Raw genomic sequence first — 21,691 nt, forward strand, 5'->3', positions numbered from 1 at the left:
ACCGCCCGGATGCGGGCCCAGGCCGCGGGCGGCGCGCGAGGGCGGCGCCACGCCGGGCGGGCTCGATGGGTTGATCCGCAGTTCGCCGGCGTCGGCGGCGGCCTGGGTCGCCTCGCGGAAGCGGTCCCCCACCTCCTGGGCGATCTCGAACTTCGTCTCGTGGTCGAAGATCCGGATGATCCCGATCTCCTTCTTGGTCACGTGGCCCAGCCGGCAGATCAGCGGCACCAGCCACTTCGGGTCGGCGTTCTTGGACCGGCCGATCGGCAGGCGGAACCAGGCGCCGTCGCTGACCATTGGCGGGCCATCCTCGCGCGGGCCACGCTCGGGCCGGGGGCCACGGTCCGGACGCGGGCCCCGGTCGGCCCCACGGTCGGGGGGACCGCGATCCGGCGCGTCGAACAGGTCCTCGGGCTCGGGCAGGCGCGCGCGGTACAGCCGCACCAGCGCCGCGGCCACGGCCTCGGGGCTGCGGCCCTCCAGCACGCGCGCGGCCAGCTCCAGGTCCTCCGGCGATGGGGCGTCGGTGAGGATCGGGTCGGCCAGCAGCCGCTCGCGGTCCTTCTCGCGGATCTCCTCGGCCAGCGGCGCGCCCGACCACACCGCGTCCAGCTTGGCCAGCATCAGCAGGCGCTCGACCTGCCGGCGCTTGGTGTAGGGCGAGATCAGGACCGACGTGCCCTTCTTGCCCGCCCGCCCCGTACGGCCCGAGCGGTGCAGCAGCGTCGCGGTATTGCTCGGCAGGTCCGCGTGGATCACCAGGCCCAGGTCGGGCAGGTCCAGGCCGCGGGCCGCCACGTCGGTGGCGATGCAGGCGCGGGCATGGCCGTCCCGCAGCGCCTGCAGCGCGTCCGAGCGTTCCTTCTGCGACAGCTCGCCCGAGAGCTGCACCACCGCGAACCCACGCTCGCGCAGGCTGCCGTAAAGGTGCCGCACCCGCTCGCGCGTGGCGCAGAAGATCAGCGCGCCGGGGCTCTCGAAATAGCGCAGCAGGTTGACCACCGCGTTCTCGATCTCGTTCGGCGCCACGCGGACCGCGCGGTACTCGATGTCGCCGTGCGGCTCGTCCCGGCGGATGGTGTCGATCCGCACCGCGTCGCGCTGGTAGCGCTTCGCCAGGGCGGCGATTTCCTTGGCGATGGTCGCCGAGAAGAGGAAGGTGCGGCGCTCGGCCGGCGTGGTGTCGAGAATCTCCTCGAGGTCCTCGCGGAAGCCCATGTCGAGCATCTCGTCGGCCTCGTCGAGCACGACGACCTTCAGCGCCGAGAGGTCCAGGTTGCCGCGCTCCAGGTGGTCGCGCAGGCGGCCCGGCGTGCCGACCACGATGTGGCAGCCCTGGGCCAGCGCCCGCTGTTCGCGCCGCGCATCCATGCCGCCGACGCACGTGGCGATGACGGCGCCGGCCTCCTTGTAGAGCCAGGTCAGTTCGCGGCTGACCTGCAGGGCCAGTTCGCGGGTGGGCGCGATCACCAGGCACAGCGGCGCCTCGCCCCGGCCGAAGCGGGCCGCCTCGCCCAGCAGCGGCTCGGCCGCGGCCAGGCCGAAGGCGACGGTCTTGCCCGAGCCGGTCTGGGCCGAGACCAGCAGGTCGCGGCCGGCCTCGGCGGCCAGCACGGCCTCCTGCACGGGGGTGGGCTCACGATAGCCCTGGGCGTCCAGCGCCTGGGCGAGCGCCGGATGGGTGGTCGGAAATGGCATGAAAACGTCCTAGGTCGCGCAGACAGCGCGAAAGCGGCGGCTCTTGGACGCCTCCTTACACGCAAACGCAAGCGCAATCGTCAGCGTGCGACGCTGGCGCGCGCGCGCCGAGCCTCAGCGCGCAACGCTCGCGCGCGCCCTCGGCAGGTTGACGCGGCGGGCCTGGCCAACCTCGGTCTCGCTGTCGTTGAGGGCGGCCAGCAGGGCGGCCTTCAGGGCGTTGCCCTTCCGCGCGTCGGTCAGTTTCTCGCCCGCCTCGTCCACCACGTAGAAGGCGTCGACCGCCCGCTCGCCGTAGCCGTCGATATGCGCCGAGGTGATCTCCAGCCCGGCGTCCGACAGCGTGCGGGCCAGCGCCGCGAGCAGGCCCGGCCGGTCCCGGCCCGAGGCCTCGACCACCGTGGAGGTCTCGGAGGCGTCGTTGTCCAGCATGACGGTGGGCGTGATGGCGAAGGCCGCCGCGCGGCCCAGGTCCTGGCGGCGCGGCTCCCGCCCGTGCGGCTCGCCTCGGGCCGCCGCGGAGAGGCTGTCGGCAAGGCGCTTCAGCACCCGCTCGTCCGCCGCGCCGAACGGCTCGCCCGTGACGTCCTGGACGTAGAACACGTCCAGCGCCTGGCCGGCCCGCGAGGTGAAGACCCGCGCGCCCACGACGTTCGCGCCGGCGGCCGTGATGGCTTCGGCCAGGTCGACGAAAAGCCGCGGACGGTCGCTGGCCGCCACCACCACTTCCGAGGCGTTCAGGTCCTTGCGGATCCGGCATTCCGCCGCCCCGCCGCCGTCGTCCGCCGCGGCCTTCGCTAACCGCGCGTGGGTGGCGACCTCGGCGTCGGTGAACGCGGTGAAATAGGCGTCCTCCATGGCGTCGCCCCAGGTCTCGGCGCCGGGCTGGGCCTTGGTGAGACGCACGCGCGCGTCGTAGGCGGCGTTCTCCTGGTAGCGGCGCAGGGCGGCGGCGGCGTCCGAGCCGCGCCCGCCGCGGAAGACCGCCTCGGTGGCCGAATACAGCTCGCGCATGAGCTGGCCCTTCCAGCCGTTCCACACCCCCGGCCCCACCGCCCGGATGTCCGCCACCGTCAGCACCAGCAGCAGGCGCAGGCGCTCCGGCGTCTGCACGATGCGCGCGAAGTCGGCGACGGTGCGCGGGTCCGAGACGTCGCGCTTCTGGGCGTAGTCGCTCATGACCAGGTGGTGCTCCACCAGCCAGGCCACCAGCTCGATCTTCGACCGCTCCAGGCCCAGCCGCTCGCAGGCCTGCCGCGCCGCGCGCGCGCCCGCCACCTCCTGGCCGCCCGCCCCGCCCTTGCCGGTGTCGTGCAGCAGCATCGCCAGGAACAGCGCCTCGCGGTCGGCGATCAGCGGCATGATCTGCACCGCCAGGGGATGGTCGTCCACGAGCCGCCCGGCCGCGATGTCGGCGATCACCGCCACGGCCCGCAGCGTGTGCTCGTCCACCGTGTACGAGTGGTACATGTTGAACTGCATCTGGGCGACGATGCGGCCCCACTCCGGCAGGTAGCGGCCCAGCACCCCGGCCTCGTTCATCAGGGTGAGCGTGGTCCGTGGATCGCGCCCGCGGGCCAGGATGTCGAGGAACACTCGCGCGGCGTGCCGGTCGCGCCGCACCGCCGAGGTGATCAGGTTCACGCTGCGCGAGGCGGCGGTGAAGGCGTCCGGGTGCAGGTCGAGGTTCCGCTGGTCGGCGATCTTGAACAGCCGCAGCAGGTTGACCGGGTCGTGCTCGAAGATGTCGGGGTCCACGTCCAGGCGCCCGCCCACCTCGTGGAAACCCGGCTCGTCCAGCGGCTTGCGCTTCACGGCCCGGCCGGGAAGGAACCGGCTGATGCCCTTGGGCGCCATCTTCACCTGGTCGGCTTCCAGCTTGGCGGCGAACACGCGGGTGAGTGCGCCCACATCCTTGGCGATCAGGAAGTAGCGGCGCATGAACCGCTCCACGGCCGGCGCGTCGCCGCGGTCGCCGTAGCCCATCCGCCGCGCGATCTCGGGCTGCAGGTCGAAGGTCAGCCGCTCTTCGGGCCGCCCCGTGGCGAAGTGCAGGTGGCTGCGCACCGCCCACAGGAAGTCGAAGGCCTGGATGAAGCCCCGCACCTCGCGCCGCTCGAACATCTCGAGCTGCAGCACCTTCTCGATCGACTGGCCGGGATGCAGGTACTGGGCGATCCAGAAGAGGGTGTTCAGGTCGCGCAGGCCGCCCTTCCCCTCCTTGATGTTGGGCTCGACCATGTAGCGGCTCGCCCCGGCGCGGGCATGGCGCTCGTCGCGCTCCTTCAGCTTGGCGGCCACGAACTCGGCGCCGGTGCCGCGGACCACTTCGGCCTGGAAGCGCCGGACCAGTTCTTCGGCCAGTTGCTCGTCGCCGGTCAGCCGGCGGGCCTCCAGGATCGAGGTGCGGATCGTGAAGTCCTCGCGGGAGAGCTTCACGCACTCCTCGACCGTCCGCGAGGCGTGGCCGACTTTGAAGCCCAGGTCCCAAAGGGCGTAGAGCATGTATTCGATCACGCTCTCGGCATGGGCGGTCTGCTTGTAGGGACGGACGAACAGCAGGTCGATGTCGCTGTAGGGCGCCAGAGTCCCCCGGCCGTAGCCGCCCACCGCCATCAGCGCCAGCCGCTCGCCCTCGGTGGGGTTGCGGGCGCGGAACATGTGCACGGTGGTGAAGTCGTACAGAGCCGAGACCACCTCGTCGGTGACGCCCGACAGCAGGCGTGCGGTTTCGATGCCGCCGGCGCCGTTCTCCAGCCGCTCCTTGGCGATCATCCGGCCGCGGAACAGGGCCGCCTTGAGGATCTCCAGCGCCGCCTTGCGCTGCGCCGCCTCGTCGCCGACGTGCTCCAGGGCCGCGGCGGTGAGCTGGGCGCGCAGGCGCACCCCGTCGACGACGTATTCCAGGCGGGTCGGGCGGAGGCGGGCGGCGGCCATGGCAGGAAGCCATATAGGACGCTTCGTTAACGCGCACAGGATGTTCGCGCTTTTCCCGGCGCGCCTGCGCCGCTATGCCCGCCGTCCGCGTCGGGTTGAGTGAGATGAGCAAGGGATCGTACCGCGGCGGCTCCACCTCGGTGGGGTGGAACGCCAACCGCTACGTGGCGCCCTCGCTCACCGGCCGGACCCGCAAGGGCAAGGCGCTGATCAAGGACCTCACGGCCCGGACGGCCCAGAGCCGTACCGAACAGGCCGGCCAGGACGAGCGCGCCCGCAAGCGCCATGGCCTGACCCCGGCGAAGACCAAGCCCGCGGCCCAGCCCTCCGCCGTCAGCTCCGGCAAATCGGGCCTCGCCGACGCCGCCCGCAAGCGCCTGAAGGCCAAGGCCGCCTCGGCCTTCACGGTGACGGTGGTCAAGCGCAAGCGGCCCAAGCCTCGCGCCTAGCGCGTGAGGTAGTACCGCTTGCTGTCGGGGGTGTAGATCCAGAAGCCGTCCTCGGCCTCCTTGCCGCGCGCCACCTGGGCGCCGCCGGCGTCGAGGTAGCGCTGCTCCCTGAAGTCGCCCTCGACACGGACGGCCTTGGCGAAATCGCCCATCGCCGTGCAGCCGCTGGCCGCCAGGGTCGCGTGGTCTCCGGCGTCGGTCAGCTTGATCGTGCAGACCGGCTTGCCCTCGTAGGTCATCACCCGGAGCGGCCGTGCGACCCCCGCGTTGTCGATCGACCCGATCATGTAGGCAGGACCGCTCGCCATCATGGCGAGGACGAGGGGCAGGATCATGGGCGGGCTCCGTGTCTGGGACTCTATGACGGAGCTACGTTAGGCGCTGGCTCCCGGATCCGTCTTCGGCCATCTGCCGGAGCGCCTACATCAGCCCCTTCAGGCGGTAGAGTGCGTCCATCGCCTCGCGCGGACTCATGCCGTCGATGTCGAGCACCGAAAGCGCCTCCTCGACCTTGCTGGGGCCGAACTTGGCCTCCGGCTCGGCGACGGCGGCGAACAGCGGCAGGTCGTCGAGGTTGGCCGGCCCGGCGGCCTCCTTCTCCAGCCGCTCCAGCACCTGCTTCGCGCGCACCACGACTGGCGCGGGCACCCCGGCCAGCTTGGCCACCTGCACGCCGTACGAGCGGTCCGCCGGACCGGGGCCGGCCTCGTGCAGGAAGATCAGCTCGCCGTTCCACTCCTTGGCCTTCAGGCTCAGGTTCGAGACGTAGGGCAGCCGCCCCTCCAGCACCGCCAGCTCGTGGTAGTGCGTGGCGAACAGCGCCCGGCAGCGGTTGGTCTCGTGCAGCGCCTCGGCGCAGGCCCAGGCGATCGCCAGGCCATCGTAGGTGGCGGTGCCGCGGCCGATCTCGTCCAGGATCACCAGGCTGCGCGGCGTCGCCTGGGACAGGATGGCGGCGGTCTCCACCATCTCCATCATGAAGGTCGAGCGGCCGCGCGCCAGGTCGTCGCCGGCGCCCACGCGGCTGAACAGTCGGTCCACCACGCCGATGCGCAGGCGCTTGGCCGGTACGAAGCATCCCGCCTGGGCCAGCACCGCCAGCAGCGCGTTCTGGCGCAGGAAGGTCGACTTACCGGCCATGTTGGGGCCGGTGACCAGGCTCAGCCGCGCCGCGCCGACGCCCGCGCCGTCCAGGCGGCAATCGTTCGGCGTGAAGGCCTCGCCCGCGCGGCGCACCGCGTTCTCCACCACCGGATGGCGCGCGGCCTCGGCCTCGAAGGCGGTGGAGCGGTCGACGATCGGCCGTGTCGCCCCCACGTCGTCGGCCCATTCGGCCAGGGCCGAGGCGACGTCCAGGGTGGCGGCGGCCTGGGCGGCGGCCTGGATCGCCTGCGCCACGCCCGTCGCGGCGGCGCGCCAGGCCTCGAAGGTGTCCAGCTCGATGGCCAGCGCCCGCTCCGCCGCCTGGGCGATCTTCGCGTCCAGCTCGGCCAGCTCCACCGTCGTGAAGCGCACCTGGTTGGCCAGGGTCTGGCGGTGGATGAAGGTCGCGTTCAGCGGCGCCTGCATCAGCGGCTCGGCGGCCTTGGCGGTGGTCTCGACGAAATAGCCCAGCACCGCGTTGTGCCGGACCTTCAGCGCCACGCCGCTCTCCTCGGCGAGGCGAGCTTCCAGGGCGAGGATCACCCGCCGGCTGTCGTCGCGCAGCGCGCGGGCTTGGTCCAGCTCGGGCCGCACGCCCGCCGCCACGAAGCCGCCGTCCCGCGTCAGCGCCGGCAGGTCGGGGCCGAGGCCCGCCACCATCATGTCGCGGAAGACGGCGAGGTCCGGCGCATTGGCCAGATGGAGCGCGCCCAACGCCCGCGCGGTCTCGTCCGGCAGGGTCAGCAGCGGGTCCTTCGTCGCGCTGAAGAGCTGGCAGACCGCCTCGCCGGCGTTCAGCCCGTCGCGCAGCGCGCCGAGGTCTCGGGGTCCGCCGCGCCCCAGCGCCAGCCGGCTCAGCGCCCGCGCCATGTCGGGCAAACCCTTCAGCGTCTCGCGCAGCTTCTGCCGCTGGCCGCGATGGGCGCAGAACCACGCCACGGCGTCCAGCCGCGCGTCGATGGCCGCCGGGTCCAGCAGTGGCCGGGCCAGGCGCGAAGCCAGCATCCGCGCCCCGGGGGCCGTCACCGTCCGGTCGATCGCCGACAGCAGCGAGCCGTCCCGGCCGCCCGAAGTGGCCTTCTCGATCTCCAGGCTGGCCCGCGTCGCCGGGTCGATGACCATGACGTCGGCCTCGCCCGCCCGGCGCGGCGCCGACAGCGCGGGCGCCTTGCCCGCCTGCGTCGTCTCCAGGTGCGCGGCGATCAGGCCCAGGGCCGAGACCTCCGCGCCCGAGAGCTGGCCGAAGCCGTCCAGGGTCTCGACGCCGTACAGCCGCTTCAGCCGCGTCTCCGACGCGCCCGGCTCGGCGAGGGCGCTGGGCATCGGCTGGATGAAGCCGCCGGCCTGCTTCAGCGCGTTCGACACCGCCTCGTCGGCGAACAGCCGGTCGGGGACCAGCACCTCGGACGGGCCCAGCGCCGCCAGCGTCGAGGCCAGGCCCGACACCGTCACGCTCAGGCATTCCACCTCGCCGGTGGACAGCTCGACGCTGGCCACCGCCGCCCCGCCCGCGCGCACCGCCACGGCGGCCAGTCGGTTGGCGCCGCGCGCGTCCAGCAGGCCGTCCTCGGTCAGGGTGCCGGGGGTGACCACGCGGGTCACGTCGCGCCGGACCACCGCTTTCGACCCGCCGCGCCGCTTGGCCTCGGCCGGATCCTCGAGCTGGTCGCACAGCGCCACCTTGAACCCCGCGCGCACCAGCTTGGCGAGGTAGGCCTCCATGGCGTGCGCCGGCACGCCGGCCATCGGGATCGGGTTTCCACCGTGGTTGCCGCGCGCGGTCAGGGTGATGCCCAGCGTCGCGGCCGCCTTCTGCGCGTCCTCGAAGAACAGCTCGTAGAAGTCGCCCATGCGGAAGAACACCAGCGCGTCGGGCTGGCGGGCCTTGGCCTCGAAGTACTGCGCCATCACCGGCGTGGCGCCGGCGGCGGGATCGGGCGTCGGATTGGGAACCTGGGCGTTCATCAAGCTGCGGACGTTAACGGCCTGCCTTGAGTCCCGCACCCCCTTGAACCGCGCCCCGCGAGCGCCAAGCTGTGGATAGATGGCCCACGGCAGCGTCGATACGCGGTTCGTCCTCTTCCCGCCCGGCCCGGCGGACGCGGAGCAGCTCGCCCTCGTGCACGTCACGTCCTGGCGCGAAACCTACCGCGGCCTGCTGCCCGACGCCTACCTCGCCCGCATGTCGGTCGAGAGCCACACGCGCCGGTTCGCGCACAGCCTGCTTCGTCCCGGCCCCGACGACGCGACGCTCGCGGTCGCCGACCGCCACGGGATCGTCGGCTACGCCCAAGGCGGCCCGTCGCGGCGCAAGCGCCCGGGCGAGGCCGAGGTCGCCACGCTCTACGTCCTGAAGGCCGCCCAGGGCCACGGCCTCGGCGCCCGGCTACTGACCCAGGCGGCCCGCGCCCTGGCGGCCCACGGCGCAAACTCGCTGACGGTGTCGGTCCTGCGCGCCAACGTCGCCGCCCGTGGCTTCTACGAACACCTTGGCGGCGTGGCCGAGGAGCCCCGCCTCGAACCCGGCCCCGGCGGCCTCCTGCTGCAGGAGGTGGCCTACGTCTGGCCGGATATCGAGACGCTGGCCGGCTGAATCAGCTTGCCCGCCGCGCGTCTTTCCGGCGGTGCGCTGCGGCAGGTCCGATTGCAGTTCACCGGAGGCTTCCGCTCCGCCTCGGAAAGCTGGACCCGCGCGGCGACTGGTGCGTCGCGGCGGAGACTTGCTTCACTTGCCATGCAATCTTGCGGGTACGCGGGAAGTCGATGTGAAGGTCACAGGATGAGGAGCACACCTCCGACCTGGGTCGCGGCGCGCTCATCCGTTCGCAGGACGAACCCTCAGTCTTCCAAGCACGGTCGATTCCACGAGTCGGACGACCGAAATATTGTGCCGCACCTGATCGGCGAACGAGAAGAGGAAGGCCAACACAAACACGAAGATCACCACCGCCGCGACGACTGGACTGAACATGAGCCCGCAGAGCGCCGATGCCGCGACAAATGACAGGATGCCCAGCGCGCGGAACAGCTTCATGAAGTCGAGCGTCGGCCTCAGACTGTCCAGCCCTACCCTCGCCCGCGACAGGATCGAAGTGATCTCCCGCGTGTAGCGTCCCCGTTGATCGCCTTGGCTGGCGTTCTCGATCTGGTTCAACAGGTTCAGCGCTTCGAGCATCTCTTCAATGTCCTTGGCGCCGTCGCCAAAGCGCAGGCGAGTCACCAGAACCGCCATGAAAAACGTCGAACACAGCAACATGAAGAAACATATCACGTACATGTAATGTTCTTTTGTATCGTTGAGATTGATTGCTGGCACACAAAATTTCGTCTCTGCGAGACAATACTGTGCAACAGATTCCATCCACTTATTGAAATCGATCGCACTCGTGTCCGAAAAGCAAATCGCGACGAAGACCGATAGCGAAAGCCCGCTCAGCAAGGTGCTTTCAATGGTGTAGGCTTCGACGCGCCGTATCATCACCTGCATCGAGATCTTCAAGCGGCCAACCTCGAGATCGTTGGTCTCGTGCTCCGCGAGGTCGAGCCTCTCGCGCTGCCCATCGAAGAGGTCTCCGATGTTCCTTTGGCGCTTCTCGGCGCCCGCCGTAGAGGCGGACCAAAAGAACATCACCAGCATGAATCCGATGAATCTGGCCCAATCGAGGGCTTCGTCGAAGAAGGTCCCCGGCTTATTCTTGCCGATGAATATGACTAGGTGGCAGATCGAGAGATAAATCCACAGGCAGATCATTAGACCGCCCGCGGCATTAGACATATCTTTGTATTTCTTGAATTCCTTCTGCGCCGCTTCGCGATTTTCCGTCGTATCCTGCACCGCGTTCCGGGTCAGAAGATTATCGACGTAAGCCTTTTCATGGAATTCATCGACGCTTGAGCCACGCACAGCGAACCCAATTAAGAATACCCAGGGCAGAATATAGGTCACCACCCAGCCGTATGGGACATTCAGCAAGGTCGCCCAAGGTGTCGCAGCGAGTAGAACGCTGACGAGCATGGCGAATGGCAGGTCGAGCCGCGGCCGGAAGGGCGGCGCGATCATAAAGACTGGCGCGACAGTCTCTTCGCGGCCCGAGCCGTCGGTAATGTCCCCCTCACCCATGCCGTGACAATGACCGATGCGCCGGCGGCTTGGCAACCGGAAGCTGTTCTCGATGGAAACGCCACCCGAGACTACGCCTCGGCCTTCTCCGCGGCGTAGGTCAGGGACACGAACACGTCCTCCAGGTCCGGGTCCTCGGTGGAGATGTCCTTGATGTGCAGCCCGGCGGCGCGCACGGCGGCCAGCACCTGCTCCACGCTCGACTGGCCCGTGCGGTAGCTCACCGCGAACCCGCCCGACTTGAGCAGCGAGGTGTCGAACCCCGCCAGCCTCGGCGCCGCCGTCAGCGGCTCGTCCGGGGTCACCAGCACCTTGCGCGTGTCCATCCGGCGCAGCAGCGTCGAGGTGGGCTCGCAGGCCACCACCTGGCCGCGATTGATGATGGCGATCTGGTCGCAGAGTTCCTGGGCCTCTTCCAGGTAGTGGGTCGTGAGCACGATGGTCACGCCCTTGCGGTTCAGCTCCAGCACGTAGTTCCAGAGCTGCTTGCGCAGCTCCACGTCCACGCCGGCGGTCGGCTCGTCCAGGATCAGGACCGGCGGATTGTGCACCATGGCCTTGGCCACCATCAGGCGGCGCTTCATCCCGCCCGAGAGCTGGCGGACATAGGCCTTCGACTTGTCGGCCAGGCCCAGGGCGGCCAGCAGCTCGTCGCTGCGCCGCTCGGCCTTCGGCACGGCGTACATGCCGGCGGCCACCTCCAGCGCCTCCTTCGGCGTGAAGAACGGGTCGGCGGCGATCTCCTGCGGCACCACGCCGATCGCCGCGCGGGCGTCGCGCGGGCTCTTGTCGATGTCGCGGCCCCAGATGGTCACCGTGCCCGAGGTCTTCTGGCAGAGCCCGGACAGGATGTTGATGAAGGTGGACTTGCCCGCCCCGTTCGGCCCCAAGAGGCCGAAGATCGACCCCCGCGGGATCGCCAGGTCCAGCCCCCTCAGGGCCTTCATCTCCGGCGTGGTCTTGGTGGCGGCGTAGGTCTTGGTCAGGCCCTTGGCCTCGATGGCGTAGTCGGGAAGGTCCATAGGGTCCTGAACTGTCGTCCTGTCGTTGACGGGGGAAGCCGCCCTCGCATACCTAGGCGCGGACTGGGCCCGCGCCAAGTTCGAGCCCAAGAGGTATAGACGTTCCATGGCCCGTATCGTCCGCAACAAGGGCGCCTCCGCCCAGACCCAGCCCGAGCCGATGCCGGCCCAGCCGGCGCTGACGCCGGACCTGCCCGCGCCCGAGGTGATCGTCGTGCGCACCGGCCGGATCGCTTGCGACGGCGTCGGCGGCGCCCTGGGCCATCCGCGCGTGTGGCTGGAGATGGGCGAGGCGACCTTCGTCGAGTGCCCCTACTGCGACCGCCGCTTCGTCCTGGCCGCCGGCAGCGAAGGCCCGGAAGACGAGCTCCTCGCCCCCGGCGTCTACGAAGGGCCGCACGGGCACTGAGCCCGAGTTCCTCCCCCGTTGGGGGAGGTGTCGCCGAAGGCGACGGAGGGGGCTTCCGCTCCGACCGTTGAGGCCCCCCTCAGTCGGCATTCGCCGACAGCTCCCCCAACGGGGGAGCAATTCTCACATCACACCCGCAGCGGCATCAGGATGTACTGCACGTCCGCGTCCGCCGGATCGAGCACCAGCGCCGGGTCGTTCGGCCCGCCGAAGCGCAGCTCCATGCTCCCGCCCGAGATCTGGTCGGTGATGTCCAGCAGGTAGCGGGCGTTGAACGACAGCTCGAAGGGCTCGCCGTCGTAGTCGATCTCCAGCTCCTCCACCGCCTGGCCGGCTTCCATGTTGCGGACCGTCAGCACCACGCGGCCGGCCTCGATGGCCATGCGCACCGAGCGGCTCTTCTCGGCCGAGATGGTCGCCACGCGGTCCACCGCCTGGGCGAACAGCTTGGCGTCGACCATCACCGTGCGGTTGTTGTCCTTGGGGATCACGCGGCCGTAGTCGGGGAAGTTGCCGTCGATGACCTTCGAGGTCAGCGCCGCGCCCTGCATCTCCAGGCGCACCTTCTGGGGGCTGATCTGCAGGCTGACGTTCTCGCCGGCGTCCTCCAGCAGGCGGCGCAGCTCGCCGATGGTCTTGCGCGGCACGATCACGCCCGGCGCGCCCGCCGAGCCCTCGGGCGCGGCCATGTCGGCCAGGGCCAGCCGCGAGCCGTCGGTGGCCACGGCGCGCAGGCGCGGGCTGCCGTCCACCACCACCGTGTGAACGTACAGGCCGTTCAGGTAGTAGCGCGTCTCCTCGGCCGAGATCGCGAACCGGGTCTTGTCGATCAGCCGGATCAGGTCGTTGACGTCGACCTCCATCTGGCCGGCGAAACCCTCGGCCGACATCACCGGGAAGTCGCCCGCCGGCAGCACCGGCAGGTTGAAGCGCGAGCGGCCGGCGGCCACGGTCAGGCGCGGGTCCTCGCCCGTGAAGCTCAGCGACACGTCCGCGCCCTCGGGCAGCTTGCGGACGATCTCGTACAGTGTGTGCGCCGGCGCGGTGATCTGGCCGGGCTGGTCCACCTGGGCCAGCGCCTCGTCGATGATCTCCAGGTCCAGGTCGGTGGCCGAGAACGTCAGCCGATCGCGGTCGGCCGACAGCAGCACGTTCGACAGGATCGGAATGGTGTTGCGGCGCTCCACCGCGCTCTGCACGTGGCCCAGCGCGCGAAGCAGCGCGGCGCGTTCAATCGTAAGCTTCATGTCGGTCCCGGCTCGCCAATCGCACGCCGTCGGCGAATCACCCGTGTCGGCGCGCGCCCCGAAAAGAGGGGACTTGCGACATTAGCCAAATTCGAGAGGCGGGGAAGAGCGAGCCGGGCAAACCCACAGGCAAAACGCGGGATCAGGCCCGCGTGTCGACCGATCCGCCCTGTTCGCCCGCATCTTCGCCCGACGCGTAGGGGTTCGAGCCTCCGCCGCCCTCGGGCTTCGGCGCGCCGGCGACCTTGGCCGCCACCACCACCATCGCGGGACGCACCAGGCGGCCCAGCAGCTCGTAGCCCGGTTGCAGCACCTGGATGACGCCGCCCGGCTCCACGTCGGTTCCGGGCTGCTCCATCATCGCCTGGTGCTTGTGCGGGTCGAACTTCTCGCCCTTCGGCGGGTCGATCTTCTTCAGGCCGTTGCTCTCGAAGGCGCCCTGCAGCGCCTTGGCCGTCATCTCGACGCCGACCACGAAGTTCTTGGCCGGCCCGTCCACGTCGCCGGGCACGGAGGCCAGCGCGCGGTCGAAGTTGTCGGCCACGCCCAGCAGGTCGCGGGCGAACTTGGTGATCGCATACGCCCGCGCGTCGTTCGTCTCGCGCTCGGCGCGGCGCTTGGTGTTCTCGGCCTCGGCGGCGTAGCGGAGCGTCTGCTCCTTCAGCGACTGGATCTCGGCCAGCAGCTTGTCGATGTTGGCGTTGCCTTCGTCGCCGTCCGCTTCGAAATCGGCGGGGGTCAGGTCTTCGGACATCGGTCTCGCAGCATCCTCACGTGTTCATCACCTGGCCAAGCACGCGGGCGGTATAGTCCACCAACGGAATGACCCGGGCATAGTTCAGGCGGGCGGGCCCGATCACGCCGATCGCACCCACCACCTTTTGGGCGCCCGTCATATAGGGCGCCGCGATCACAGCGGAACCCGAAAGGGAAAAGAGTCGCGTTTCGGCGCCGATGAAGATGCGCACGCCCTCGCCGTCGCGCACCCCGTCCAGCAGTTGGATGAGCTGGCCCTTCTGCTCCAGGTCCTCGAACAGCGAGCGCACCCGCTCCAGGTCCTCCAGGGCGTCGCGGTCCTCCAGCAGGTTGGCGCGGCCGCGCACGATCAGCGCCCGGTCCTCGCCTTCGCCGCCGCCCCAGGCCGCCATGCCGTCCTCGACGAGCCGGGCCGCCGTCTCGTCCAGCTCCTGCCGCGCCCGCGCCAGCTCGGCGGCGAGGTCGGCCTTCGCCTCGCCCAGCGTGCGGCCGCGCAGCCGCGCGTTGAGGAAGTTCGACGCCTCCTGCAGCGCCGACGGCGTCACGCCCACCGGCAGCCGGATCAGGCGGTTCTCCACCGTGCCGTCGTCGAAGACCATGATCGCCAGCGTGCGTTCGCCCGAGAGCTGGACGAACTCCACGTGCGTCACGCCCGCGTCGCGCATCGGGGTGACGACCACCCCCGCCCCGCCGGCCAGGCCCGAAAGGATATTGGAGGCCTCGTTCAGCGCCTCCTCGAAGTTGCGGCCGTGCGCCTTCAGCCGCGCCTCGATGCTGCGCCGTTCGTCGTCGCCGACGTCGCCCACCTCCATCAGCCCGTCGACGAACAGCCGCAGGCCCGCGTGGGTCGGCAGCCGTCCCGCGCTCACATGCGGCGCGCCCAGCAGGCCGAGCTGGGTCAGGTCCTGCATGGTGTTGCGGATCGAGGCCGGCGACAGCGAAACGCCCGCCTTCGAGAGCGTCCGCGAGCCGACGGGCTCGCCGGTCTCCAGATAGCTCTCCACGATCCGGCGGAAGATCTCGCGGGCGCGGGCGTCCATGTCGGTGAGCGTGGGCCCACGGGTGAACAGCGGCGGCGGCACGGCGGTTTTCAGCGGTCTTCCTGTCCCATGGACGGCGTCTTCGTGATCTAGGATAAGCGCGACCCTCCGCGGCGCAAGCTGCACCCTTCAAAGTCCGAGCTCATGCGCCCTTCCGAACGTTCCGCCGACCTGCTGCGCCCGATCACGCTTGAGACCGGCGTCACCCGCTACGCCGAGGGCTCGTGCCTGATCACGGCCGGCCACACCAAGGTGCTGGTGACCGCCAGCCTGGAGGAAGGCGTGCCGCCGTTCCTGCGGGGCAAGGGCCAGGGCTGGGTCACCGCCGAATACGGCATGCTGCCCCGCGCGACCCACACCCGCGGCCGCCGCGAGGCCGCCGCCGGCAAGCAGAGCGGCCGCACCCAGGAGATCCAGCGCCTGATCGGCCGCTCGATGCGCGCCATCATCGACCTCAAGGCCCTGGGCGAGCGCCAGATCACCCTGGACTGCGACGTGCTGCAGGCCGACGGCGGCACGCGCACCGCCTCGATCACCGGCGCGTGGGTCGCCCTGCGCCTGGCCACGAAGTACCTGCTGGACGAGGGCGTCATCGCTGCCGACCCGATCCTCGACCAGGTGGCGGCGGTGAGCTGCGGCATCTTCAACGACACGCCCGTCCTCGACCTCGACTACGAGGAGGACTCCAACGCCGAGGCCGACGCCAACTTCGTGCTCACGGGCTCGGGCGACATCGTCGAGATCCAGGCCACGGGCGAGAAGCGCGGCTTCAGCCAGGGCGAGTTCGAAGCCCTCTTCGCCCTCGCCCGCAAGGGCATCGGCGAACTCACCCAAATGCAGCGCGCCGCCACCGGCGGCTGATGTCCCTCCCCTTCATGGGGAGGGTGGCTCGAGCGAAGCGAGAGACGGGGGGGGGAAGTCGCGCTCAAGCTCCGCGCTTGAACCCGGATTCCCGATAGACAGCGCCCGCGGCCCGCGCCGCGGAGCTTCCGACGCATACGAAAACGGCGCCGCCCAGCGATGGGCGGCGCCGCTTGCGTTCGAACCCTGAGGGCTCGATCAGATCAGAAGAACACGTTGAAGCGCAGGGCCGAGGCCGGCAGGCGCTCCAGTTCGCGCGCCAGCGGGGCGAACATCGCGTCCAGGAACTTTTCGATCAGAGCGACCATCTGCATCACTCCCGTTTGTGCAGTGCAACCTGATCCGCGATATGGTCTCGCGCCTCGGGAAAATCAAGTATTTCTCACGAGAGTGAATTAATCTGCGCTGCATTGCCGCACGATCTGCACCGCAGCGCACTGCAAGCAGAGCGGTTGCGCAGGGCGTGCGAAGACCCGAGGCTCCTTCCGCTTCGAGGGGAGGATCATGCCGGCGACCACCAACCGAACCAGCGTCGAGGACCTGAACCGGGCTAACGTCGGCAAGCTGCCCGGCCATATCGGGCTGACGATCACCGAGGTGGCCGAAGGCCGGGTCGTCGGCCGCTTCAGCGTGCGGCCCGACCTCGTCGCGCACACGGGCTTCCTGCTGGCGGGCGCCGTGCTGTCGGTCGCCGACATCCTCTGCGCCTATGGCGTCTCCACCGCCTGGCCCGAGGGCGCCAGCGGCTTCACGACCGCGGAGGTGAAGTGCAACTTCACCGGAACGCTGCGCGAGGGCGAAGCCGTCTGCACGGCCACCCTGCTGCACGGCGGGCGCACGACTCAGGTCTGGGACGCGCGGATGGAGGACGCCGCCACCGGCAAGCTGATGGCCGCCTTCCGCTGCACGCAGGTCATCCTCTACCCGCGGGCCTGATCCGGGCGACGCCGGCGCACCCTCCGCCTTACCTCGGCCAGAGCACCATCTGGGTGCAGCGGAAGACGGCGATGGTCTTGCCGGTGGTCTCGTTGACCGCCTCGGCGTCCCAGACCTGGGTCATCCGCCCACCGTGGACCAGGCGCGCCTCGCAGGCCACGCGCTCGCCTTCCTTCGCCGTGCCCAGGTAGTTGGTCTTGATCTCGATGGTGGTGAAGCCGCTGGCCCCTTCGGGCAGCGAGGCCATGCAGCCGTAGCCGCAGGCGCTGTCCACCAGCGCGACCACCGAGGCGGCGTGCATGAAGCCGTTGGGCGCCATGTGCTTGCGCGCCACCGCGAAGGCGCCCTCAGCGCGGCCGTTGGCCACCACCTGCCACTCGATGCCCAGCTCGCCCGGCAGCGTGCCCTTCTGGCGCTCGGCGAACACGGCGGCCTGGTTGCCTTCCAGCATGGCGGTCTCCTTCTTGGATCTCAGGCACAGGTGGGAAGCTGACGCCACGACAGCCAAGTTCGGAGACTGAACCGCGCCGCTTGCCTGCCGCCCCGCGAGCCGTGACATTACACGCGACAGGCCGCGGGCGATGCATCCGGGTCGACGCACCGGGAGCACGCCATGACCGACGAGATGATCTCCTTCGGGGCCAAGCTGGCCCAGAACGCGGCGCAGAAGGGGGACCAGCCGGCCGTCAGTTGCGACGCCGAGACCCTCACCTACGGCCAGCTTCACCGCCTGTCGAACCGCGTCGCGCGCGGGCTGGCGGCCAGGGGCGTCAAGGCCGGCGACCTCGTCACGCTCGGCCTGCAGAACAGCGTCGGGTTCGTGGTCGCCGCCCACGCCATCTGGAAGTTGGGCGCCACGCCGCAGCCGATCTCGTTCCGCCTGCCGAAGGCCGAGCTGCAGGCCATCGTGGAGTTGGCGAATTCGCCCCTCGTGATCGCGACGTTCGACCACCAGATCGACCGGCCCGTGGTGACGGTGGAGGAGCTCGCGGCCCTGTCCGACGACGACAGCGACCTGCCCGACGCCATCCCGCCCATCTCCAAGGCGCCCACCAGCGGCGGCTCGACGGGCCGGCCCAAGCTGATCCTCGCCGGCCAGCCGGGCGTGACGCCCCGGGAGACCCCCGAGGTCGGCGGCTTCCGCATCCGGCCCATCGACACCCTGCTGATCCCGGCGCCGCTCTACCACAACGCCCCGTTCGGCATGATGATGTCGGCGACGGCGCTGGGCTGCCACGTGGTGCTGACGCCGCGCTTCGATCCCGAGCAGACCCTGGCCGAGATCCAGGCCCGCAAGGCCACCTGGGTCTACCTCGTCCCCACCATGATGAACCGGATCTGGCACTTGCCGGGCGAGGTGAAGAACCGCTACGACCTGTCGACGGTCGAGACGCTCTGGCACATGGCCGCGCCCTGCCCGGACTGGCTGAAGGAGGCCTTCATCCACTGGATCGCGCCGGGCGAGGTGATGGAGCTCTACGCCGGCACCGAGGCCCAGGCGGTCACCATCATCACCGGCAGCGAATGGCTGACCCACCGCGGCTCGGTGGGCCAGGTGTCGATCGGCGAGATGAAGGTGTTCGGCGAGGACGGCCGCGAACTGCCGCCCGGCGAGGTGGGCGAGATCTACATGCGCCGCGCGCCCGGTATGGCCGAGACATACCGCTACGTGGGCGCGACGCCGAAGACGCTGCCGGGCGGGTGGGAAAGCCTGGGCGACATGGGCCGGTTCGACGCCGAGGGCTATCTCTACCTGGCCGACCGGCGCACCGACATGATCCTGGTCGGCGGCTCCAACGTCTATCCGGCCGAGATCGAGGCGGCGCTGCAGGAGCATCCGGCGGTGGAATCCTGCGCCGTGATCGGCCTGCCCGACGACGACCTCGGCAGCCGCATCCACGCCATCGTCAACGCCAAGGGCCAGGTGTCGGCCGACGACCTGAAGGCGCACGTCAAGGACCGCCTCGTCACCTACAAGCAGCCCCGGAGCTACGAGTTCGTGGACGAGCCGGTCCGCGACGACGCCGGCAAGGTCCGCCGCACCGCCCTCCGCGACGCCCGCATCGCGGCGATGAAACAGCCGGCTTAGGTCGTGGCCTCACAGGCGGATCAAGGTCTGCTTCCGGCAGGGAGGCGCGCTTCCGCATTCGACCCTTCTCGGACATTGCTCCAGCGTTGGCTGCGCTGATTGATCCGACTGCTACAGCCCGGCTAGATGCACGCATGCGCGCGGAACGGCGATCCTTCACGTTCGGACTTGGAGCCGTGCTGGCCGCCTGCTCGGGAGCCGCCGCCATGGGTCAAGGCGACAAGGACACGGCAGCAGGCGCAGAGGCGGCAGCCACTCTCGGCGAACCGATCATGAGCGAGTTCCAGCGGAAGCGTCGGGCGGAAGGACGCCTCTGGGCAGAGGGCTATACCCAATCTGAACTTGATGTCGCGCAGGCGAAGTATGGCCTTGTATTTCCGCCTGATCTGCTCGCGCTTCTCCGGGATCGTCGGCCCGTACGCGCCTACGACTGGCGTTCGGACGACAAGGAAATCCGCGAGATGTTGAAGTGGCCCTTGGAGGGCCTCCTGTTCGATGTCGAAAACAACGGCCTATGGTGGCCAGAGTGGGGTGATCGTCCCGGAACTCCCGAGGCTCGTTCAGAGGTGGTTGCGAAGGTCGTCAACGAGGCCCCAAAACTGATCCCGCTGGTCTCGCATCGTTACCTGCCGACGGAGCCCAACGAGGCTGGAAACCCAGTCTTCTCGGTCTATCAGTCCGACGTGATTTACTACGGTGGCGACTTGGCGAACTACTTTGAGCGCGAGTTCGTCAATCCGCGCCATCCGCTGCCGCAGCACATCAAGCACGTCCGGTTCTGGTCCGATCTCGTCGAGCGAAATCGATAGCCGCAACTTCTCCTTCCCACCCATTTCGGCAGTTCGGAATGGCCGTTTGCCGACGTCGACCTGCGCCAGTTCGAAAGGAGCGGGGTACCGACGCCTAAGCCCCGAAGATCCAGCCGGCCGTCAGGCTGCTCATCTGCACGCCGACCAGGACCATCTGCCCACCGCCCGTCATGTCGATGACGGTGTCGGCGCCGACCTGGCTCACCGTGTACTGCGTGCCCGGGTCGAGCTGCACGCGGTCGCCCTGGGCCAGACTGAAGTCGAGAACCCGGTCGACGCCCGCGTCGCCGAAGGTGTGGAAGATGTCGGCCCCCGCGCCGCCGGTGACGGTGTCCGAGCCCTTGTCGCCCGAGACGTAGTCGTCGCCCGCCCCGCCGTTCAGGACGTCGTTGTCCTGCCCGCCGCGGACGATGTCGTTCCCGTCCCCGCCGTCGCAGGTGTCGTTCCCGAGGTTGCCGTAGACCAGGTTCTGGCCGGCCGAGCCCACCAGGCTGTCGTTGTCGCGGCCGCCAACCACCCAGTCGTCGCCGCCGCCCGACACGCAAGTGTCGTTGCCGGCGTTGCCGTTGATGTCGTCGAAGCCCGACCCGCCGGTGATGCTGTCATCGCCCTCGTCGCCGCGCAGGTAGTTGGTTCCCTCCTGCTCGACGATCGTGTCCGCGCCGCTCCCGGCATAGATCAGGTCGTTTCCAACTCCGCCTTCGAGTCGATCCTCCCCAGCCTGCCCGAGAAGCCGGTCATCGCCGTCGCCCCCCACGATCAGGTCGTTGCCTTCATGACCGTCCAGCGTGTCGTTGCCGGCCCCACCGGAAAGGGTGTCCGCGCCAGCGATGGCAGGATCGTCGTCGCCATGAATATCGTCGTTGCCTGCACCCCCGACGAGGCTGTCCGGACCACCGCCACCGGCGAGGTTGTCGTTGCCGTCGCCGCCGTCCAGGGTGTCGGCGCCCGCGAGCCCATCGAGCTCGTCCCCACCGCCGAGACCCTGTATCGAGTCCCCGCCGGTCGTGCCGACGATCAGCTCAGGACCGTCCGTTCCAGAGATGACGCCCGCCGTTGAAGACCTGCCATCGGGCGAAAAGTCGAACAGGTTGAAGGCGGTGAAGGCCGCCGCGGATGCGTTCTGAAAGCGGATGATATCGACGAATCCGGCGCTGCCTTGCGGGCCGTCGACATCGCGCCGCAGCACCGCATCGCCGCCCTGCTGGATCAGCTGGAAATATCCGCCCGCGAACGGGTTGGTCGCGCCGTCCCAGTTGCTGATCCTGTAGGACAGCTCAATGAAAACGCGATCCCCACCCGCGCCAGGCCTGAAGTCGGTGACGACCACGAGCGGTGAATCCGTTGGATCATAGCGAAGGACGTCCGCCCCCGGGCCGAGCGTGATCGTCGCGCTGCGGATCCCTAGGCTGCTCACCGTGACGTGGTCGTCGCCGGCGCCAGCGTCGATCACCGCATCGATGATGCCCGCGGCAGTGATCGCGTCGTTGCCGGCCCCACCCAACAGGGTGACCCCGCCGCCTTGAGCCTGGGCTATGCGGGCGTAGAGGATATCGTTGCCGTCCCCGCCATCCTCGTAGATGCCCACGGAAGCAATGAAGGGGAAGCTCGGCAGGCTGCTGTAGATGAAGTCGTCGCCGCCGCCTCCGAGATAGCGGCCGCCGCCAATGGAGTCTGTGATGCTGTCGAACCCGGCGCCGCCGTCCAGCGTATCCGGGCCGTCCCCGCCACTCAGTGTGTCGGAACCATCGCCGCCCGAAAGCGAGTCGGCGCCGCCCAGACCGCTGATGGCCTCGTCTTCGGCCCCACCCGACAGGGTGTCCGCAGCTTCCGTACCGGTGATGAACGGCATTTACGCGCCCCCTGCGCCGGCCACATGCCGGAAGCAGGCGGACACTAAGGTGAAGCTAGGTTGCGCCGCAATCGCCCGCGCTTAGGACGCGAGTTGGGAGCCGCGCAAGCTCGTTCCGTGCGGGACGAACCCGTCGCCACCCGGGCGTCAAGCCCCGAAGATCCAGCCGGCCGTCAGGCTGCTCATCTGCACGCCGACCAGGACCATCTGCCCACCGCCCGTCATGTCGATGACGGTGTCGGCGCCGACCTGGCTCACCGTGTACTGCGTGCCCGGGTCGAGCTGCACGCGGTCGCCCTGGGCCAGACTGAAGTCGAGAACCC

18 protein-coding genes are annotated in these 21,691 nt (G+C 69.7%); 7 read left to right on the forward strand and 11 right to left on the reverse strand.

The genetic code is table 11. From position 1 onward, the window contains the following. Both Q0L11_RS19325 and Q0L11_RS19330 read right to left on the reverse strand, forming a co-directional pair. The coding region (locus Q0L11_RS19325; protein ID WP_296599405.1) for a DEAD/DEAH box helicase at positions 1-1,698 on the reverse strand (1,698 nt) is incomplete at its 3' end. A 114-nt stretch (positions 1,699-1,812) separates the two neighbouring features. Then, positions 1,813-4,635, reverse strand: coding sequence for a [protein-PII] uridylyltransferase (locus Q0L11_RS19330; protein ID WP_296599407.1), 2,823 nt, complete (start codon positions 4,633-4,635; stop codon positions 1,813-1,815). 104 nt (positions 4,636-4,739) lie between these two features. Here Q0L11_RS19330 and Q0L11_RS19335 point away from each other — a divergent pair, with 104 nt between their 5' ends. Beyond that, positions 4,740-5,084 carry a hypothetical protein gene (locus Q0L11_RS19335; RefSeq protein ID WP_296599408.1) on the forward strand — a complete coding sequence of 115 codons (345 nt, stop codon included), beginning with the start codon at positions 4,740-4,742 and terminating at the stop codon, positions 5,082-5,084. On the opposite strand, the gene Q0L11_RS19340 is transcribed toward Q0L11_RS19335, so the two are convergent. Beyond that, a complete protein-coding gene (locus tag Q0L11_RS19340; RefSeq protein WP_296599409.1) occupies positions 5,081-5,419 on the reverse strand; it encodes a hypothetical protein in 339 nt (112 codons plus the stop codon). The genes Q0L11_RS19335 and Q0L11_RS19340 overlap by 4 nt on opposite strands. 85 nt (positions 5,420-5,504) lie before the next feature. After that, on the reverse strand, positions 5,505-8,192 hold the full coding sequence (mutS, locus tag Q0L11_RS19345; RefSeq protein ID WP_296599410.1) for a DNA mismatch repair protein MutS: 2,688 nt from the start codon (positions 8,190-8,192) through the stop codon (positions 5,505-5,507). Positions 8,193-8,271: 79 nt separating this feature from the next. Here mutS and Q0L11_RS19350 point away from each other — a divergent pair, with 79 nt between their 5' ends. Then, the gene (locus Q0L11_RS19350; protein WP_296599413.1) at positions 8,272-8,820 is read left to right on the forward strand and encodes a GNAT family N-acetyltransferase; all 549 of its coding nucleotides are present in this window, start codon (positions 8,272-8,274) and stop codon (positions 8,818-8,820) included. Positions 8,821-9,042: 222 nt separating this feature from the next. Here Q0L11_RS19350 and Q0L11_RS19355 read toward each other — a convergent pair whose 3' ends face one another. Together Q0L11_RS19355 and Q0L11_RS19360 are read right to left on the reverse strand one after the other, a co-directional pair. Beyond that, positions 9,043-10,347 carry a hypothetical protein gene (locus tag Q0L11_RS19355; RefSeq protein ID WP_296599414.1) on the reverse strand — a complete coding sequence of 435 codons (1,305 nt, stop codon included), beginning with the start codon at positions 10,345-10,347 and terminating at the stop codon, positions 9,043-9,045. 71 nt (positions 10,348-10,418) lie between these two features. Further along, positions 10,419-11,369 carry an ABC transporter ATP-binding protein gene (locus Q0L11_RS19360; RefSeq protein ID WP_296599415.1) on the reverse strand — a complete coding sequence of 317 codons (951 nt, stop codon included), beginning with the start codon at positions 11,367-11,369 and terminating at the stop codon, positions 10,419-10,421. A gap of 160 nt (positions 11,370-11,529) precedes the next feature. Between Q0L11_RS19360 and Q0L11_RS19365 the strand changes: the two genes are divergently transcribed. Beyond that, positions 11,530-11,778: a zinc-finger domain-containing protein gene (locus tag Q0L11_RS19365; RefSeq protein ID WP_296599429.1), complete on the forward strand. Its 249-nt coding sequence runs from the start codon at positions 11,530-11,532 to the stop codon at positions 11,776-11,778. Between the two features lie 128 nt (positions 11,779-11,906). Here the strand turns inward: Q0L11_RS19365 and dnaN are convergent, their stop codons facing one another. The 3 genes from dnaN to hrcA all read right to left on the reverse strand — a co-directional run bounded on the left by dnaN (position 11,907) and on the right by hrcA (position 14,821). After that, the gene (gene dnaN, locus Q0L11_RS19370; protein WP_296599416.1) at positions 11,907-13,025 is read right to left on the reverse strand and encodes a DNA polymerase III subunit beta; all 1,119 of its coding nucleotides are present in this window, start codon (positions 13,023-13,025) and stop codon (positions 11,907-11,909) included. A 142-nt stretch (positions 13,026-13,167) separates the two neighbouring features. Continuing rightward, entirely contained in the window at positions 13,168-13,779 is a 612-nt protein-coding gene (gene grpE / locus Q0L11_RS19375) for a nucleotide exchange factor GrpE (protein ID WP_296599418.1), read from the reverse strand. A 16-nt stretch (positions 13,780-13,795) separates the two neighbouring features. Next, positions 13,796-14,821, reverse strand: a complete 1,026-nt coding sequence (gene hrcA, locus Q0L11_RS19380; protein ID WP_296599431.1) for a heat-inducible transcriptional repressor HrcA — start codon at positions 14,819-14,821, stop codon at positions 13,796-13,798. A 144-nt stretch (positions 14,822-14,965) separates the two neighbouring features. Between hrcA and rph the strand changes: the two genes are divergently transcribed. Further along, positions 14,966-15,682, forward strand: coding sequence for a ribonuclease PH (gene rph, locus Q0L11_RS19385; RefSeq protein ID WP_296599419.1), 717 nt, complete (start codon positions 14,966-14,968; stop codon positions 15,680-15,682). A gap of 504 nt (positions 15,683-16,186) precedes the next feature. Beyond that, complete coding sequence (locus Q0L11_RS19390) at positions 16,187-16,618, forward strand: PaaI family thioesterase (RefSeq protein WP_296599421.1); 432 nt, start codon at positions 16,187-16,189, stop codon at positions 16,616-16,618. 28 nt (positions 16,619-16,646) lie between these two features. Here Q0L11_RS19390 and Q0L11_RS19395 read toward each other — a convergent pair whose 3' ends face one another. After that, a complete protein-coding gene (locus tag Q0L11_RS19395) occupies positions 16,647-17,069 on the reverse strand; it encodes a PaaI family thioesterase (RefSeq protein WP_296599423.1) in 423 nt (140 codons plus the stop codon). 162 nt (positions 17,070-17,231) lie between these two features. Between Q0L11_RS19395 and Q0L11_RS19400 the strand changes: the two genes are divergently transcribed. Both Q0L11_RS19400 and Q0L11_RS19405 read left to right on the forward strand, forming a co-directional pair. Continuing rightward, positions 17,232-18,707, forward strand: coding sequence for an AMP-binding protein (locus Q0L11_RS19400; RefSeq protein WP_296599424.1), 1,476 nt, complete (start codon positions 17,232-17,234; stop codon positions 18,705-18,707). Between the two features lie 134 nt (positions 18,708-18,841). Next, positions 18,842-19,516, forward strand: coding sequence for an SMI1/KNR4 family protein (locus Q0L11_RS19405; RefSeq protein WP_296599426.1), 675 nt, complete (start codon positions 18,842-18,844; stop codon positions 19,514-19,516). A gap of 94 nt (positions 19,517-19,610) precedes the next feature. Here Q0L11_RS19405 and Q0L11_RS19410 read toward each other — a convergent pair whose 3' ends face one another. Next, on the reverse strand, positions 19,611-21,368 hold the full coding sequence (locus Q0L11_RS19410; protein ID WP_296599428.1) for a calcium-binding protein: 1,758 nt from the start codon (positions 21,366-21,368) through the stop codon (positions 19,611-19,613). Positions 21,369-21,691: the final 323 nt, after the last annotated feature.

It is taken from the genome of Phenylobacterium sp. (assembly GCF_024508875.1).
GTDB lineage: Bacteria > Pseudomonadota > Alphaproteobacteria > Caulobacterales > Caulobacteraceae > Phenylobacterium.

Coding starts and splice junctions, on each gene's coding strand:
- Q0L11_RS19330 (WP_296599407.1), bottom strand. CDS start 4,635: ATGGCCGCCGCCCGCCTCCGCCCGACCCGCCTGGAATACGTCGTCGAC.
- Q0L11_RS19335 (WP_296599408.1), top strand. CDS start 4,740: ATGAGCAAGGGATCGTACCGCGGCGGCTCCACCTCGGTGGGGTGGAAC.
- Q0L11_RS19340 (WP_296599409.1), bottom strand. CDS start 5,419: ATGATCCTGCCCCTCGTCCTCGCCATGATGGCGAGCGGTCCTGCCTAC.
- mutS (WP_296599410.1), bottom strand. CDS start 8,192: ATGAACGCCCAGGTTCCCAATCCGACGCCCGATCCCGCCGCCGGCGCC.
- Q0L11_RS19350 (WP_296599413.1), top strand. CDS start 8,272: ATGGCCCACGGCAGCGTCGATACGCGGTTCGTCCTCTTCCCGCCCGGC.
- Q0L11_RS19355 (WP_296599414.1), bottom strand. CDS start 10,347: ATGGGTGAGGGGGACATTACCGACGGCTCGGGCCGCGAAGAGACTGTC.
- Q0L11_RS19360 (WP_296599415.1), bottom strand. CDS start 11,369: ATGGACCTTCCCGACTACGCCATCGAGGCCAAGGGCCTGACCAAGACC.
- Q0L11_RS19365 (WP_296599429.1), top strand. CDS start 11,530: ATGCCGGCCCAGCCGGCGCTGACGCCGGACCTGCCCGCGCCCGAGGTG.
- dnaN (WP_296599416.1), bottom strand. CDS start 13,025: ATGAAGCTTACGATTGAACGCGCCGCGCTGCTTCGCGCGCTGGGCCAC.
- grpE (WP_296599418.1), bottom strand. CDS start 13,779: ATGTCCGAAGACCTGACCCCCGCCGATTTCGAAGCGGACGGCGACGAA.
- hrcA (WP_296599431.1), bottom strand. CDS start 14,821: ATGGACGCCCGCGCCCGCGAGATCTTCCGCCGGATCGTGGAGAGCTAT.
- rph (WP_296599419.1), top strand. CDS start 14,966: ATGCGCCCTTCCGAACGTTCCGCCGACCTGCTGCGCCCGATCACGCTT.
- Q0L11_RS19390 (WP_296599421.1), top strand. CDS start 16,187: ATGCCGGCGACCACCAACCGAACCAGCGTCGAGGACCTGAACCGGGCT.
- Q0L11_RS19395 (WP_296599423.1), bottom strand. CDS start 17,069: ATGCTGGAAGGCAACCAGGCCGCCGTGTTCGCCGAGCGCCAGAAGGGC.
- Q0L11_RS19400 (WP_296599424.1), top strand. CDS start 17,232: ATGACCGACGAGATGATCTCCTTCGGGGCCAAGCTGGCCCAGAACGCG.
- Q0L11_RS19405 (WP_296599426.1), top strand. CDS start 18,842: ATGCGCGCGGAACGGCGATCCTTCACGTTCGGACTTGGAGCCGTGCTG.
- Q0L11_RS19410 (WP_296599428.1), bottom strand. CDS start 21,368: ATGCCGTTCATCACCGGTACGGAAGCTGCGGACACCCTGTCGGGTGGG.